The sequence below is a fragment of the Xenophilus azovorans DSM 13620 genome (assembly GCF_000745855.1).
GTDB lineage: Bacteria > Pseudomonadota > Gammaproteobacteria > Burkholderiales > Burkholderiaceae_C > Xenophilus > Xenophilus azovorans.
The window spans coordinates 58,410-73,117 of the sequence record NZ_JQKD01000022.1; the positions used below are offsets into that span (position 1 = coordinate 58,410).

13 protein-coding genes are annotated in these 14,708 nt (G+C 70.2%); 3 read left to right on the forward strand and 10 right to left on the reverse strand.

The window, feature by feature from the left end; translation table 11 throughout:
* Window positions 1–85: 85 nt before the first annotated feature.
* Window positions 86–1,093 (forward strand): beta-N-acetylhexosaminidase, encoded by a 1,008-nt coding sequence (gene nagZ / locus Q392_RS13785; RefSeq protein ID WP_084217053.1) that lies wholly within the window; start codon window positions 86–88, stop codon window positions 1,091–1,093.
* Window positions 1,090–1,947: a galactosyltransferase-related protein gene (locus Q392_RS32010; protein WP_084217054.1), complete on the forward strand. Its 858-nt coding sequence runs from the start codon at window positions 1,090–1,092 to the stop codon at window positions 1,945–1,947. The genes nagZ and Q392_RS32010 overlap by 4 nt, the downstream gene beginning before the upstream one ends.
* Here the strand turns inward: Q392_RS32010 and Q392_RS13795 are convergent.
* The 3 genes from Q392_RS13795 to Q392_RS13805 form a co-directional block, all read right to left on the reverse strand.
* Window positions 1,928–2,794, reverse strand: a complete 867-nt coding sequence (locus Q392_RS13795) for an FkbM family methyltransferase (protein ID WP_051953450.1) — start codon at window positions 2,792–2,794, stop codon at window positions 1,928–1,930. The genes Q392_RS32010 and Q392_RS13795 overlap by 20 nt on opposite strands.
* Window positions 2,795–2,798: 4 nt before the next feature.
* Window positions 2,799–4,322: a lysine--tRNA ligase gene (gene lysS / locus Q392_RS13800; RefSeq protein ID WP_038208594.1), complete on the reverse strand. Its 1,524-nt coding sequence runs from the start codon at window positions 4,320–4,322 to the stop codon at window positions 2,799–2,801.
* Between the two features lie 165 nt (window positions 4,323–4,487).
* Complete coding sequence (locus Q392_RS13805; protein WP_038208349.1) at window positions 4,488–5,138, reverse strand: LON peptidase substrate-binding domain-containing protein; 651 nt, start codon at window positions 5,136–5,138, stop codon at window positions 4,488–4,490.
* Between the two features lie 50 nt (window positions 5,139–5,188).
* Here Q392_RS13805 and Q392_RS13810 point away from each other — a divergent pair, with 50 nt between their 5' ends.
* Window positions 5,189–5,746 (forward strand): YggT family protein, encoded by a 558-nt coding sequence (locus Q392_RS13810; RefSeq protein ID WP_038208363.1) that lies wholly within the window; start codon window positions 5,189–5,191, stop codon window positions 5,744–5,746.
* A gap of 6 nt (window positions 5,747–5,752) precedes the next feature.
* Here the strand turns inward: Q392_RS13810 and accD are convergent, their stop codons facing one another.
* The 7 genes from accD to asd form a co-directional block, all read right to left on the reverse strand.
* Window positions 5,753–6,625, reverse strand: a complete 873-nt coding sequence (accD, locus tag Q392_RS13815; RefSeq protein WP_038208385.1) for an acetyl-CoA carboxylase, carboxyltransferase subunit beta — start codon at window positions 6,623–6,625, stop codon at window positions 5,753–5,755.
* A gap of 111 nt (window positions 6,626–6,736) precedes the next feature.
* A complete protein-coding gene (gene trpA / locus Q392_RS13820) occupies window positions 6,737–7,558 on the reverse strand; it encodes a tryptophan synthase subunit alpha (protein WP_038208388.1) in 822 nt (273 codons plus the stop codon).
* Window positions 7,555–8,835 (reverse strand): tryptophan synthase subunit beta, encoded by a 1,281-nt coding sequence (trpB, locus tag Q392_RS13825; protein WP_038208391.1) that lies wholly within the window; start codon window positions 8,833–8,835, stop codon window positions 7,555–7,557. Before trpB ends, trpA begins: the two co-directional genes overlap by 4 nt.
* A 50-nt stretch (window positions 8,836–8,885) precedes the next feature.
* Window positions 8,886–9,671 (reverse strand): phosphoribosylanthranilate isomerase, encoded by a 786-nt coding sequence (locus Q392_RS13830; RefSeq protein ID WP_169748307.1) that lies wholly within the window; start codon window positions 9,669–9,671, stop codon window positions 8,886–8,888.
* Window positions 9,668–10,480 carry a tRNA pseudouridine(38-40) synthase TruA gene (gene truA, locus Q392_RS13835; protein ID WP_038208398.1) on the reverse strand — a complete coding sequence of 271 codons (813 nt, stop codon included), beginning with the start codon at window positions 10,478–10,480 and terminating at the stop codon, window positions 9,668–9,670. Before truA ends, Q392_RS13830 begins: the two co-directional genes overlap by 4 nt.
* A 100-nt stretch (window positions 10,481–10,580) precedes the next feature.
* On the reverse strand, window positions 10,581–13,340 hold the full coding sequence (locus Q392_RS13840) for a FimV/HubP family polar landmark protein (RefSeq protein ID WP_342665604.1): 2,760 nt from the start codon (window positions 13,338–13,340) through the stop codon (window positions 10,581–10,583).
* A gap of 190 nt (window positions 13,341–13,530) precedes the next feature.
* Window positions 13,531–14,664, reverse strand: coding sequence for an aspartate-semialdehyde dehydrogenase (asd, locus tag Q392_RS13845; protein WP_038208404.1), 1,134 nt, complete (start codon window positions 14,662–14,664; stop codon window positions 13,531–13,533).
* Window positions 14,665–14,708: the final 44 nt, after the last annotated feature.

Below are 14,708 nucleotides of genomic sequence, written 5' to 3' on the forward strand. Positions count from 1 at the left end.
CGTTCCCGCATGGCCTGCTCCGCGGCCTTCTGTTCCGTTGCGCTTCGTGTGCCGTGGGTGGTGCGGCGTGTCACGGATGACTGACATGAGCGAGTTTTTCCACCGTCCCCTGATCATCGACGTCGCCGGCACCGCGCTGACCGACGACGACCGCCGGCGCCTTACGCATCCGCTGGTCGGCGGCGTCATCCATTTCGCGCGCAACTGGGAAGGCCGGGCGCAGATGACGGCGCTCAATGCCGAGATCAAATCGCTGCGGCCCGACCTGTTGATCTGCGTGGACCACGAGGGCGGACGCGTGCAGCGCTTCCGCACCGACGGCTTCACGCGGCTGCCCTCCATGCGCTCGCTGGGCGAGGCGTGGATGCAGGACCCGATGCGCGCCACGCAGCAGGCCAGCGCCCTCGGCCACACGCTGGCGAGCGAACTGCGCGCCGTGGGCGTGGACTTCAGCTTCGCGCCGGTGCTCGATCTGGACCACGGCGAAAGCAGCGTCATCGGCGACCGCAGCTTCCACCGCGACCCGCGCGTGGTGACGCTGCTGGCCAAGAGCGTGATGCACGGCATGCTGCGCGCCGGCATGTCCTGCTGCGGCAAGCACTTTCCCGGCCACGGGTACGTCCAGGCCGATTCGCACGTGGCGATCCCCGTCGACCGGCGCAGCCTCAAGGCCATCCTGGCGGAAGACGCGAAGCCGTTCGAATGGCTGAGCGACACGCTGGGCGCCGTGATGCCGGCGCACGTGATCTACAGCCGGGTCGATCCGCGGCCTGCCGGGTTCTCGCGCCGGTGGCTGCAGGACATCCTGCGCGGCCGGCTCGGCTTCGAGGGCGCGATCTTCAGCGACGACCTGAGCATGGAGGCCGGCCGCTACATCGAAGGGCGCGTCCTGAGTTTCGCCGAGGCCGCCTGCGCCGCGCTGGAGGCCGGCTGCGACCTGGTTCTTCTGTGCAACCAGAGCCCGGCCGAGGGTGGGGTGCTGGACCGCTTTCTGGACGACATGGACAGGAGGACGGCATCCGGCGAATGGGCGCCAGCCGCCGATAGCGAGATCCGGCGGCGGCAGTTGATGCCGCGAAGAGGCCTGGAATGAACACAGCGAACAGGTTGTCGCTTCAGCACATCGATCTGGTCGTGCCCTACAGGGAGGCGTCGGCAGAGCGCCGCGACAACCTCTATGGCGTGCTGCGTCATCTGGTGGCCACCTACAGCGACTGCCGCATCTGGCTCATGGAGGCGGATGCACGCCCGCATTTCGAGTGGGCGCGCATCGGGGATGCTTCGGTCCGCCATGTCTTCGTTCACCACGACGGGCCGTTTCCCAAGGCGCGTCTGTGCAACATGGGCGTGCGGCTGGCGAACAGCCCCGTCGTCTGCCTGCACGACGCCGATTCCGTTGCCATGCCAACGGCGCTGGCGGGTGCGGTGAATGGACTGCTGCACGGCGCAACGTCCGACGCCATCTGTCCCTACTGGCCGGTCGTCAATGTCGAGGGCTCGCTCAGGCAGCGTTTCCTGGAGACAGGAGATGTCGGCGCGCTGCATTCGCTCGATCCCGCGGCGTTGCCGCCGGAAGCCGCATTGCTGTATGCCTCGGCCAACGGTGGCGTGGTGCTGTTCAAGCGTCAGGACTACCTTCGCGTGGGCGGCTACAACGAACGCCTGGAAGGCTGGGGCGGCGAAGACGACGAACTGCTGAACCGGGCCACGCGGCTGGGTGTGCGTTGGCATTCCTTCACCCCGCCGCTGATCCATCTGCACCACGATACCGCGTCTCGCAGCGAATGGATTCAAGCCACCCGCGACAGCGATAACATCCGGCACGCCGATGCCATTCAGAGCATGTCGGACGAGGCGCTGCAGGCGCTGGTGACCGAGTTGTCGACCCAGTTCGGACCGGTCGATCGCATCGCGCCGCCGGTGGAATTCAGCAAGCCCGGCGACTGACGCGGGCCTGATCCCAAGGGTGGGTCGCCCAGACGCGCTGCGTGGGCAGATAGCGCATCACGCCGTCGTCGACGCCGGCACGGGACATGCTGCTCACCTCGAAGCGCTCCTCCGGCAGGCACAGCATGTCGAAGGAATAGTCGTTGAAGATGTCGTCGCTGCGCCCCAGCCAGTTGGAGGCCCAGAACATCGGCGTGATGTAGTACCAGCAGACGTAGCCTTGCGGCTCCAGCAGCGCCACGACGGCATTGCGCACTTCCTGGGTGTTGATTTCCACGTAGACGGCCGGACGGCAGCGTGCAAGGGTCTGCGTCGCGCCTTCCAGTACCTCGACCTCGAAGCCCTCCACATCGGCTTTGAGCAGATCAAGGCGATCGAGTGCGAGGGCGTCGATGGAAGTCAGGGCAACGGTCTCGGTGGCTCCTGCCCAAGGCTTCTTCGCAGATGCGCCACCGAAATTGAAAGGCTGCCCGGGATCGGGCAGCGGGAACTCGACCCGCCCCGGTACAGAGCCCACCGCCTGCTGCACAGCCCGCACGTTCAGGCAGTCGTTGGCCACCAGATTGGCGCACAGCAACTGGAAGGTATGCCGCGCGGGCTCGAAGGCGTATACCGTGCCCGCGGAGCCCACGCGCTGCGAGAACCAGAGCGTGTGAGAGCCGATGTTGGCGCCGGCTTCCAGCACCGTGTCGCCCGGCAGCACCATTTGATCGAAGAGCCGGATCTCCGCCTCCGACCATTCGCCGTAGAGCCGCAGGCTTTGGCCGATGTACAGATCGTTGGGATTGACGAAGAAACGGCCGTGGCGGGCAGCCACGAGCCGGTAGAACGGCATCTTGGCGGACATGGCTTCAGCCTTCGCGCCGCAGGGCGGGAAACAGGATCACGTCGCGGATGCTGGGCGAATCGGTCAGCAGCATCATGAAGCGGTCGATGCCGATGCCGCAGCCGCCGGTGGGCGGCATGCCGTATTCCAGGGCGCGAACGAAGTCGTGGTCGAAGTACATCGCCTCGTCGTCGCCGGCGTCCTTGGCGTTCACCTGAGCATTGAAGCGGGCGGCCTGGTCCTCGGCGTCGTTCAGTTCGGAAAAGCCGTTGCCGAACTCGCGGCCGGTGATGTACAGCTCGAAGCGCTCGGTCACTTCCGGCCGCTCGTCGTTGGCGCGCGCCAGCGGCGAGATCTCGGTCGGGTGCTCCATGATGAAAGTGGGCTGCCAGAGCTTCTCTTCCACCGTCTCCTCGAAGTACATCACCTGCAGGCTGGCCAGGCTGCGCGCGGCGAGGCGGTCCTTCTCTTCCGAGAGGCCCTGCTTCCTCAGCGCGGCGATCAGCCAGTCGCGGTCGTCCACCCTGTCGCCGGCATCGGTGTGCTTGAGGATGGCCTCGCGGATGGTCAGGCGCTCGAAGGGCGCGGCGAGATCCACCGGCCTACCCTGGTAGCTCAGCTGCAGCGTGCCCACGGCTTTCTGCGCCGCGTCGCGGATCAGCGCCTCGGTGAAGTCCATCAGGTCGCGGTAGTTCCACCAGGCCGCGTAGAACTCCATCATCGTGAACTCGGGGTTGTGGCGGACCGAGATGCCTTCGTTGCGGAAGTTGCGGTTGATCTCGAACACGCGCTCGAAGCCGCCGACGATCAGGCGCTTGAGGTACAGCTCCGGCGCGATGCGCAGGTACATCTCCTGGTCCAGCGCGTTGTGGTGCGTGACGAAGGGCTTGGCGTTGGCGCCGCCGGGAATGGGGTGGAGCATGGGCGTCTCCACCTCCAGGAAGCCGTGCTCGACCATGAAGGCGCGGATGCCCGACACCGCCCTGCTGCGCGCCACGAAGCGCGCGCGCGCGGCGTCGTCGGTGATCAGGTCGACATAGCGCTGGCGGTACTTCTGCTCCTGGTCGGCCATGCCGTGGAACTTGTCCGGCAGCGGGCGCAGGCTCTTGGTCAGCAGGCGCAGCGTCGTCACCTTGACCGACAGCTCGCCGGTCTTGGTCTTCATCAGCGTGCCCTCGGCGCCGAGGATGTCGCCCAGGTCCCACTTCTTGAAGTCGGCGTACACCTCCTCGCCGACCGCGTCGCGCGTGACGTAGAGCTGGATGCGGCCGGTGGCGTCCTGCAGCGTCGCGAAGCTGGCCTTGCCCATCACGCGCTTGAGCATCATGCGCCCGGCGACGCTGACGGCGACCGGCGCCGCCTCCAGCGCCTCGGCGCCCGTGTCGCCGTGGGCCGCCAGCAGAGCGGCGGCGCGGTCGGCGGGCTTGAAGTCGTTGGGGAAGGCGACGCCCTTGCCTTCGGCCTGGCCTGCCCGCAGGGCCCTGAGTTTTTCGCGCCGTTCGGCGATCAACTGGTTGTCATCGGGCGGGCTGGCGGGGGCGTCGGACATGAGAAGGAAAAACCGGGTGGCGTCGAAAAGCGAACCCGCCATTTTATCGGCTGCGGGGTCCGGGCAGCTATCAAGAAAAGGTGCCTCGGTCAATCGCTTCGCGCTTGCCCGATCACCGAGGGGGATGCTTTTGTCTTGGGGCGGCCCGGCGACAAAAAAAGAGCGCTATTCCTTGACGATGCCGGTGCGCGCCAGCAGGTCGCTCACCAGTTCCAGCCGCATCAGCGGGCTGCCCAGCTCCATCAGCCGCTGCTTCAGCTCGGGCTGCAGCGGCAGCAGCTCGCACCAGCGGTTGGCGACCCAGCCGCAGTCGTCGAAGTGGTAGGGCGGTGCGACGGGCAGGCGGACCGCGGCGTTCTCGTGCGCCTTGCGCTCCTCCAGGGTGCGCACGAGGCGGCGCAGCGCGTCGGCCGCATGCTGCAGGTCCTGCGGCACCGGCATGGACACGTCGTCCGGCATCGGTTCGACCTCGGCCGTCCACAGGCCGTGCTTGTGCAGTTCGCTGCCGCGGATGCGGAAGCGCCGCGTGCCCACGCATTCGATGTGCATCAGCCCCGGCTGCGGCGAGGCGAGCTGCGAGATCGTCGCCAGCGTGCCGATGCTGGCGAACTGCTCGGCCTCGGCGCCCGGCACGCGCACTTCGGCGCCCTGGGTGAGCCCAACCACGCCGAAGGGTAGCCCCGCCTTGTGGCAGCGGCCGATCATGTCCAGGTAGCGCACCTCGAAGATGCGCAGCGGCAGCAGGCCGCCGGGGAACAGCACCGTGCCCAGGGGGAACAGCGGGATGGAGAGCGGGGGTGGGGAAGAGGCGGTCATGGGCGAAGGGGCGTGGCTATCATCGCACTCCCTTCCCCTGCGCGCCGCTGATGTTCTACCAGATCCCATCCTTCCTGCTGGACGTGATCGTCGGCCTGCTCGGCTGTGCCTGCCTGCTGCGGCTGTACATGCAGTACCACCGGGTGCCCTTCGGCAATCCGCTCGGGCGCTTCGTGTTCGCGCTCACCGACTGGATCGTGGTGCCGCTGCGCCGCATCGTGCCCGCTGCCGGCAAGTGGGACCTCGCCAGCGCCATCGCCGCCTGGCTGCTGGTGATGGCGAAGTACCTGCTGCTGATGCTGCTGTTCGGCGCGATGCGGATGACGGTGCTGCCGCTGCTGTCGCTGTTCGGGCTGATGCAGCTCGCCGTCTCGGGGCTGACGGCGCTGCTGGTGGTCTACGCGGTGCTGTCGTGGGTGCCGGGCGCCTCGCCGCTGCTCAAGGACCTGGTGGACCGGCTGGCCGAACCCCTGGTGCGGCCGCTGCGGCGCTTCATCCCGCTGGTGGGCGGGGTGGACCTGTCGCCGCTGGTGGCCATCGTGCTGCTGCAGGTGGGCGCGATCGTCCTGGGCAACCTGCTGACGAGCGTCTACTCGCTCGGTCGCTGACGGCCGTCAGCTCACCGCGTCCGCCGGCTGCCGCGTGAGCATCGCCAGGATGTCGGCCACCTTCCTGCGCAGCTCGCGCCGGTCGCAGATGAAGTCGATGGCGCCCTTTTCCTGCAGGAACTCGGCGCGCTGGAAGCCTTCGGGCAGCTTCACGCGCACGGTGGATTCGATCACGCGCGGGCCGGCGAAGCCGATCAGCGCCCTCGGCTCCGCGATCACCACGTCGCCGACGAAAGCGAAGCCGGCCGACACGCCGCCCATGGTCGGGTCGGTCAGCACGCTGATGTAGGGCAGGCCCTTCTTGGCCAGGCGGGTGAGGGCGGCGTTGGTCTTGGCCATCTGCATCAGCGACAGCAGGCCCTCCTGCATGCGGGCGCCGCCGGTGGCGGTGAAGCAGAGGAAGGGCACCTTCTGCTCGATGGCGGTCTCGACGCCGCGCACGAAGCGCTCGCCCACCACCGAGCCCATGCTGCCGCCCATGAAGTCGAACTCGAAACAGGCGGCCACCAGGTTGATGCTGTGCACGCAGCCACCCATGACGACCAGCGCGTCGGTCTCGCCGGTGGACTCCAGCGCTTCCTTCAGGCGCTCGGGGTACTTGCGGCTGTCCTTGAACTTCAGCGCATCGACCGGCAGCACCTCCTGCCCGATCTCGTAGCGGCCCTCGGCGTCGAGGAAGGCGTCCAGGCGGGCGCGCGCACCGATACGGTGGTGGTGGCCGCAGCTCGGGCAGACGTTCTGGTTCTGCTCCAGGTCGGTCTTGTAGAGCACCGTGTCGCAGCTCGGGCACTTGATCCACAGGCCCTCGGGCACCTGGCGGCGCTCGGCCGGGTCGGTCTGGGCGATCTTGGGGGGAAGCAGTTTCTCAAGCCAGCTCATGGACGGGGCTCCAATCGAAATTCAGGGCAGCGCATCGGCGGCGGGCGCCGGCATCTGCGCGGCCCTGCGTCTCGTCATGCGAAAAGCAGGGCCGCAAGGGCGTGCGGATTATCACGCCTTGGGCAGTGCATCCAGCCCGGCGCGCACGCCGGCGAGGAAGTCGCCCACGGCAGGCACCACCGCCTCGCGCGGCTGGCCTTCGATGAGCTGGATGATCTTCGTGCCGATGACCACCGCGTCGGCCGTGGCGCCGACGGCGCGCGCGCTGGCGGCGTCGCGGATGCCGAAGCCCACGCCCACCGGCACCTTCACGTGCCGGCGGATGCGCGGCAGCATCGCCGCCACCGCCTCGGTGTCGAGGTGGCCGGCGCCGGTCACGCCCTTGAGCGAGACGTAGTAGACGTAGCCGCTGGCGATGCGCGCGACCTGGGCCATGCGCTCGGAGGTAGAGGTGGGCGCCAGCAGGAAGATCAGGTCCATGCCGTGCGCGCGCAGGGCGGCGGCGAAGTCCTCGCACTCCTCGGGCGGGTAGTCGACGATCAGCACGCCGTCCACGCCGGCCTTCGCCGCGTCGCGCACGAAGGCGCCGGCGGCGTGCTTCTGGTCATAGCGCTCCACCGGGTTGGCGTAGCCCATCAGCACCACGGGCGTGGCGTCGTCCTGGTGGCGGAATTCGGCCACCATCGCCAGCACCTGCGCCAGGCCGACGCCCAGCGCCAGCGCGGCTTCGCCGGCCTTCTGGATCACCGGGCCGTCGGCCATCGGGTCGGAGAAGGGCACGCCCAGCTCGATCACGTCGGCGCCGGCGGCGACCATGCCGTGCATCAGCGCGGGCGTGATGTCGGCGTAGGGGAAGCCGGCGGTGACGTAGGGGATGAGCGCCTTGCGGCCCTCGGCCTTCAGCTTTTCGAAGGTGGCAGCGATGCGGCTCATTGCTTGCCTCCTTTCACGGCCAGGCCGCGCATCGAGGGCCGGTCGTAGAAATCGACACCCGCCAGGTCGGCCACCGTGCCGATGTCCTTGTCGCCGCGGCCGGAGAGGTTGACCAGGATCGACTGGTCGGGCCGCATCGTCTTCGCCAGCTTCAGCGCATAGGCCATCGCGTGGCTGGATTCCAGCGCGGGGATGATGCCCTCCGTGCGGCACAGGTGGTGGAAGGCGGCCAGCGCCTCCTCGTCGGTGACGCCGACGTATTCGGCGCGCTTGGTGTCGGCCAGCCAGGCGTGCTCGGGGCCCACGCCGGGGTAGTCCAGCCCCGCGCTGATGCTGTGCGTCTCGGTGATCTGGCCGTCTTCGTTCTGCAGGATGTAGGTGCGGTTGCCGTGCAGCACGCCGGGGCTGCCGCGCTGGATCGAGGCGGAGTGCTTGCCGCTGTCCAGGCCCTGGCCCGCGGCCTCCACGCCCACCAGCCTCACGCCGGGGAAGGGGATGTAGGGGTGGAAGACGCCCATCGCGTTGCTGCCGCCGCCCACGCAGGCGACCACCACGTCCGGCTGGCGGCCTTCCGCCTCGCCGGTGATGCCTTGCGCCGCCAGCATGGCCGGCATCTGCTCGATGCACTCGTTGCCGATCACGCTCTGGAAGTCGCGCACCATCGCCGGATAGGGGTGCGGGCCGGCCACGGTGCCGATGATGTAGAAGGTGTTCTCCACGTTCGTCACCCAGTCGCGCATCGCCTCGTTCAGCGCGTCCTTCAGGGTGCGGCTGCCGGATTCGACCGGCACCACGGTCGCGCCCAGCAGGTTCATGCGGTAGACGTTGGGCGACTGGCGCTTGACGTCCTCGCTGCCCATGTAGACCACGCACTCCAGCCCGTAGCGGGCACAGATGGTGGCGGTGGCCACGCCGTGCTGGCCGGCGCCGGTCTCGGCGATCACGCGCGGCTTGCCCATGCGGCGCGCGAGCATGGCCTGGCCGATCACGTTGTTGATCTTGTGGGCGCCGGTGTGGTTGAGGTCCTCGCGCTTGAGGTAGATCTGCGCGCCGCCGATCTCGCGGCTGGTGCGCGCGGCGTGGTACACGGGCGAGGGCCGGCCGACGAAGTGCTTGAGCTCGTAGGCGAACTCGGCCTGGAAGGCCGGGTCGTCCTTGTAGCGGTCGTAGGCGTCGCGCAGCTCGGCGATGGCGTGGGTGAGCGTCTCGCTCACGAAGCTGCCGCCGTAGGGGCCGAAGTGGCCGTGGGCGTCAGGCTGCTGGTAGGGGGTCGACATGGCAGATGCCTCCGGGAGCCGCGCGGCCCGCAGGCGGCCACACGGCAGGTTCAACGATGGGATGCGAGGCGGTGGGCGGCGTCGGCTTCGCGCACGGCCGCCACGAACTCGCGGATCTTGCCGGCGTCCTTGATGCCTTTGGCCGATTCGACGCCGGAACTCACGTCAACGGCGAGCGAGCGGCCCGCCGTGCGCAGGGCACGGATGCCCTCGCCCACGCTTGCTGGTGCGAGTCCACCACTCAAGACGAGGTGAGCGTCGACGGCGGGTGGAAGAAGTGACCAATCGAATGCCTTGCCGCCACCGCCATAGCCTTCGACATGGGCGTCGAGCAGGATGGCCTGGGCGCGGTTGAACCGAGCCGCGAATTCTACGAGGTCGAAGCCCGAACCGGCCGTTCCCAGGGGAATGCGCGCCGCCCGCAGGAAGCGGTGCCGGCCCTCGCCGCTGGCCTGCCAGCACTGGCCGGGCGACTCGTCGCCGTGGAACTGGGCCATGGCGCCCGCCACGGCCGCGAGGGCGGCCCGTGCGGCAGCGGGCTCCTCGTTGACGAACAGCAGCACGGGCGTGACGAAGGCCGGCAGCCGCCGCGCCAGCTCGGCGGCGCGCCCGGCCGTGACGGCGCGCGGGCTCTTCGGGTACAGCACGAAGCCGACCGCGTCGGCGCCCGCGGCGACGGCGGCGTCCACGTCCTGCTCGCGGGTCAGGCCGCAGATCTTGATGCGGGTGCGTGGTGTGGAGACGAGCACCCCGCCGCCGGGCCGCCCCAAGGCGGGGTGGGCCCCCTCGGGGGGCAGCGAACCACGCGAAGCGGGGAGCGTGGGGGTCATGTTCATGGCGGCCCATCATAGGCAGCGGCGCTGCCCAGCGTGACTTCGTCGGGCAAGCCCCACTGCGCGTCGTAGAGCGGGCCGAGGAAGTACAGGCCGTCGGGCGCGAAGGTCGGCGCCGCGGCGTCGCGGCTGCGCGCGGCCAGCACCTCGCGCATCCATCCGGGCGGCGCATGGCCCTGGCCGATGCGCACCAGGCAGCCCATGATGTTGCGGATCATGTGGTGCAGGAAGGCGTCGGCTTCGAACTCGAAGTGCCAGCGGCAGCGCGGGCCCTCGCCGTGGCGGCGGACCTCGATGCGACGCATCTGCTTGACCGGCGAGCGCGCCTGGCAGGCCGAGGCGCGGAAGGAGCTGAAGTCGTGCTCGCCCAGCAGCGCCGCCGCGGCCGCACGCATCGCCTCGCCGTCCAGCGCGTGCATCGACCAGCCGACCCGGCCGGCGTCCAGGCTGGGCCGCACCGGCGACTGCGACAGCACGTACAGGTAGCGCCGCCCGAGCGCGCTGGAACGGCAGTGGAATGCCGCCGGCACCGGATGCGCCCACTGCACCGCGATGTCGTCCGGCAGGAAGCGGTTGGTGCCGCGCACCCAGGAGAAGGGCGCGCGCTCGATCTCCGTGTCGAAGTGCACCACCTGCATCCAGCCGTGCACGCCGGCATCGGTGCGGCCGGCGCACAGCGTGCCGATGCGCGGGCCGGCGGTGAAGCGGGCGAGCGCCTTTTCCAGGTGATCCTGCACGGTGCGGCCCGAGGGCTGGCTCTGCCAGCCGTCGTAGGCGCCGCCGTGGTAGCGGATGCCGAGCGCCCATCGCATCGTCGTTCGGTTCTTTCGCGCGGTCGGGGGAGACAAAAAGAAAAAGGGCCGCGGCGATCGCCGCGGCCCCGGATTGTCGCCGGGCCAGGCCCGGCCCTGCTCAGCGCAACTGGGCCAGCAGCTGCTCGGCCTGGTGGCGCAGGTCGCCGGCGCTTTCGCTGGCGACCTCCTCGACCAGCGAGCGGGCGCCCTCGGTGTCGCCCAGGGCCTGCAGCTCGCGCGCCAGCGAGAGCTTGATGGCATGCGGGTTCTCGCCGGCGCCATCGTCCAGCTCGCTGTTGCGGGTCACCGGCTCCAGCGCGCCGGGGCGCGTGTCGCCGCCCTTCGACTCGATCGAGGCCATGGTGCTCATGTCGAACTCGATGAAGCCCGAATCGCCCGGCAGGCCGGCCCGCAGGGTGGCGGGGTGGGTGCGCTCGTCGTCGTCGAGGGCGGGGCGGGGCATCTCCAGCTCGGCCGGCGCGGTGTCGAAATCGTTGTCCAGCGGGGGCAGCGCGCCGTTGCCGGACAGCGGCGAACGGGCGGTCGGCGCGAAGGAGGACGACTCGTTCAGCGGGGCGCGCGCCGTGGGCGCGTAGGCGGCCGTCACGGGGGCCGGCGCCGTCACCGGCGGCTCGGGCCGTGCGGGCGGGGCGGCATCGGCGGCGGCCAGCGGCGCGGCGTCCGAGGGCTTGGCCAGGTCCAGGTCGAAGTCCAGCGGCGCGACGGAGGGCACGAACGGCGGAGGCGGCGGCTCGGCCGGCGCATCGGCCAGCGCGGCGGCCGTGGCTGCTGCCGCCGCGGCGCCACCGGCGGCCAGCGGGATGGTCTTCTCGGCGTCGGCCAGGGCGGCGGCGCTGCCCTGGTACAGCGGGTTGCCCGGGTCCAGCTCGCGGCCCATGTCCATCACGCGGCCCCAGTCGGCGCCGCTGCCGTTGGTGAGCTTGTGCACGTCCTGCGCGAGCGCCTCGAAGGCCCGCAGGTCGCGCCGCTTGGCGTGGATCTCGAGCAGCTTGAGGTGGATGGCCGTGCGCTCGGGCGTGGTGCGCAGCGCCTCGCGCAGGATCTCCTCGGCCTGCAGGTCGCGGCCGTAGGCGAGGTACACGTCGGCCTCGGCGACCGGGTCGACGTCGCCGGCGTCCAGCTGGCTCGGCGAGTACGACAGCGAGGACACCATCGAGCTGCTGTTGCGGTTCTTGGTGTCGACCGATTCGCCGCCGGTGGCGCCGAAGAAGGAATCCTTCGGCAGGCGGCTTTCGGGGAACACGCTGTCGCCTGCATCGGCCGCGGTCTTGCGGCTGCGCGCGCGGTACGCCAGGAAGCCGAGCAGCAGCAGGACGATGGCGCCGCCGCCCAGGACGAGCGGGTTGCCCACCAGTTGCTCGAAGAAGCCCGGCTCGGGCGGAGGCGGCGGCACGACCTTGGGCTTGGCCTTGGCCGGCGCGGCAGCCGCCGGGGCGGGGGCTGCCGCGGGTGCGGGTGCGCTGGCTTCGGGGGCCGAGGTCGCCGCTGGCGCGGGCGCCGCGGCGGCGGCCGGCGGTGCGTCGGGTGCCGGTGCTGCAGCGGTGCTCGTCGCGGACGGGTCTGCAGCGGCCGGCGCGGCAGCCGGGCTTGCGGCAGCCGGCGCCGGGCTCGCCGCTGCGGCAGGGGCGGGTGCCGGTGCGGCGGCCGGGGCCTGGGCGGTGCCGCCGGCCGGTGCGGCGGACGGCGCCGCTGCGGGTGCCGCCGGGGCACTGCCGCTGGCGCCCTGCAGCTTGTTCAGTTCCTCGATGTTGCGCGACAGCTCGGCCACGCGGTTGGTCGTTTCCTGGGCCTGACGGGTCTGCGCCAGCTTTTCCTCGGCGGCGGCACCCTTGGCGCTGCCCTGCGAGATGGTCAGCTTGTCGGGCGAGGCCGCGGCCGCCTTGCGGTCCTCCACGTTCGCCTGCAGGCGTCCGGCGGCCTGGCGGTCGGCGGCGTCCGTCCGGGCGGCCGGCGCGTTCTCGGCCAGGCGCTGCCGGTAGGTGTTGAAGTCGCGGCTCTGGGCCACCACGGTCCGCCGGGCCTCGGCCGCCGGGATGGCGGCGGCGGCGCTGGCGCTGGGAACCTGCAGCACGGCACCCGCCTTGACCCGGTTCACGTTGCCGCGGATGAAGGCGTCGGGGTTGGCTTGCAGCAGGGCCACCAGCATCTGGTCGAGCGACACGTCGGCCGGCTTGAGGCTCGCCGCGATGCGCCCGGCGGTGTCGCCCGGCCGCACCGTGACCTGCTGCTCGCCGCTGCTCTCCGCGCGCACGGGCGCGGGCGCCTGTGCCGGCGCGGACGCGGCGGCCTGCGCGGCGCGGGCGCGGCGCGCGGCGCTTTCGTCGGGCGCCGTGCTGCGGGCCGCCCGCGGCGCCGGCGCGATTTGGGGACCGGCGGGAGCCACCGGCTCGGCCTGCGCCTGGCGGGTGACCGGCGGGTCCAGCAGCAGGGTGTAGTCCCGCACGATGCGGCCGCTGGCCCAGTTCGCCTCCAGCAGCAGGTCGACGAAGGGCTCGTTCAGCGGGCGCGAGCCGGTCAGCCGCACCACGTAGCGGCCGTCGGCACGGCGCTGCAGGGCGGAGCGCACGTTGGCGAGCGCCTCGTTGTAGGCGACGCCCGCGGCCTGGAAGGCCTCGCGCGAGGCCAGGCCGACCTGCAGGCCCTCCGCCTCGGCAGCGCTGATCTCGGTGACGTCGATCTCGGCGCGCAGCGGCTCGCCGAGCGCCGACTGCACGTTCAGCCGGCCCAGGGCCAGGGCATGGGCGTCGATGCTCGCGCCGCCCAGCGCAGCCGCCGCGGCAGCGGCCAGCAGCGACATCTGCCAGCGCGCGGCAAACAAGGAAATCGGGCGGTCTGCCGGGGCGGCAGTCGCGGGCAACGGATGTCTTGTCATGCTGGGAAGGGGCAGAACGCCCAAAATGTAAGAGGACGTTAACATCATCCCGACGGGAATGACAAGGAAAACGGCCCATTTGAACCAGTGCGCACCAACTTCGGCACGTTCCGGCCGTTGTCAGCGTGCAACGCGGGGGCGCTGAGGCCCCCGGTGGCTGGTCAGGGGGGCGGCGTCAGGCCGCCAGCAGGATGCGCAGCATGCGGCGCAGCGGTTCGGCCGCGCCCCAGAGGAGCTGGTCGCCGACGGTGAAGGCGCCGACGTACTCCGGCCCCATCGCCAGCTTGCGGATGCGGCCGACCGGAATGGTCATGGTGCCGGTCACCGCCACCGGCGTCAGGTCCTTCATGGTCGCCTCGCGGGTGTTGGGCACGACCTTCACCCAGTCGTTGTCGGTGGCGATCATGGCTTCGATGTCGGCCAGCGGCACGTCCTTCCTGAGCTTGAAGGTCAAGGCCTGGCTGTGGCAGCGCATGGCGCCCACGCGCACGCAGAAGCCGTCGACCGGGATGGCGGGCGTGCCGAAGCCCTCGCCCAGGCCCATGATCTTGTTGGTCTCGGCCATGCCCTTCCATTCTTCCTTGGACACGCCGTTGCCCAGGTCCTTGTCGATCCAGGGGATCAGCGAGCCGCCCAGCGGCACGCCGAAGTTGGCCACCTCGTGGCCCGACAGGGCGCGCTGCTTGCCGATCACCTTGCGGTCGATCTCGAGGATGGCGCTCTTCGGGTCGTCCAGCAGCGCCTTGACCTCGCCGTAGAGGGTGCCGTACTGCGTCAGCAGCTCGCGCATGTGCTGCGCGCCGCCGCCGCTGGCGGCCTGGTAGGTCTGGGTGCTCATCCACTCGACCAGGCCGGCCTTGTAGAGCGCGCCCACGCCCATCAGCATGCAGCTCACGGTGCAGTTGCCGCCGATCCAGTTGGTGCCGCCCTTGGCCAGGGCGTTCTTGATGACGGGCATGTTCACCGGATCGAGCACGATGACCGCGTCGTCCTTCATGCGCAGGGTGGAGGCCGCGTCGATCCAGTGGCCCTTCCAGCCGGCGGCGCGCAGCTTGGGGAAGACCTCGGTGGTGTAGTCGCCGCCCTGGGCGGTGATGACGATCTCGCAGCGCTTGAGCTGCTCGATGTCGAAGGCGTCCTGCAGCTTGGTCTCGTTCTTCGCCATCGCGGGCGCCTGGCCGCCGGCATTGGAGGTGGAGAAGAACAGGGGTTCGATCAGGTCGAAGTCCTTCTCGGCGGCCATGCGGTCCATCAGGACGGAACCGACCATGCCGCGCCAGCCGACAAGGCCTACCAACTTGCTGCTCATTTCAATGCCCTTTCAGTGTCAATCAGTCAGAAAAAGAAGACTTC

Excerpts from the sequence above, each read along its gene's own strand:
- trpA (WP_038208388.1), bottom strand. The coding sequence starts at position 7,558 with ATGAGCCGCATCGCTGCCACCTTCGAAAAGCTGAAGGCCGAGGGCCGC.
- Q392_RS13830 (WP_169748307.1), bottom strand. The coding sequence starts at position 9,671 with ATGAACATGACCCCCACGCTCCCCGCTTCGCGTGGTTCGCTGCCCCCC.
- trpB (WP_038208391.1), bottom strand. The coding sequence starts at position 8,835 with ATGTCGACCCCCTACCAGCAGCCTGACGCCCACGGCCACTTCGGCCCC.
- truA (WP_038208398.1), bottom strand. The coding sequence starts at position 10,480 with ATGCGATGGGCGCTCGGCATCCGCTACCACGGCGGCGCCTACGACGGC.
- Q392_RS13810 (WP_038208363.1), top strand. The coding sequence starts at position 5,189 with ATGTTCTACCAGATCCCATCCTTCCTGCTGGACGTGATCGTCGGCCTG.
- accD (WP_038208385.1), bottom strand. The coding sequence starts at position 6,625 with ATGAGCTGGCTTGAGAAACTGCTTCCCCCCAAGATCGCCCAGACCGAC.
- Q392_RS13805 (WP_038208349.1), bottom strand. The coding sequence starts at position 5,138 with ATGACCGCCTCTTCCCCACCCCCGCTCTCCATCCCGCTGTTCCCCCTG.
- Q392_RS13795 (WP_051953450.1), bottom strand. The coding sequence starts at position 2,794 with ATGTCCGCCAAGATGCCGTTCTACCGGCTCGTGGCTGCCCGCCACGGC.
- asd (WP_038208404.1), bottom strand. The coding sequence starts at position 14,664 with ATGAGCAGCAAGTTGGTAGGCCTTGTCGGCTGGCGCGGCATGGTCGGT.
- Q392_RS32010 (WP_084217054.1), top strand. The coding sequence starts at position 1,090 with ATGAACACAGCGAACAGGTTGTCGCTTCAGCACATCGATCTGGTCGTG.
- lysS (WP_038208594.1), bottom strand. The coding sequence starts at position 4,322 with ATGTCCGACGCCCCCGCCAGCCCGCCCGATGACAACCAGTTGATCGCC.
- nagZ (WP_084217053.1), top strand. The coding sequence starts at position 86 with ATGAGCGAGTTTTTCCACCGTCCCCTGATCATCGACGTCGCCGGCACC.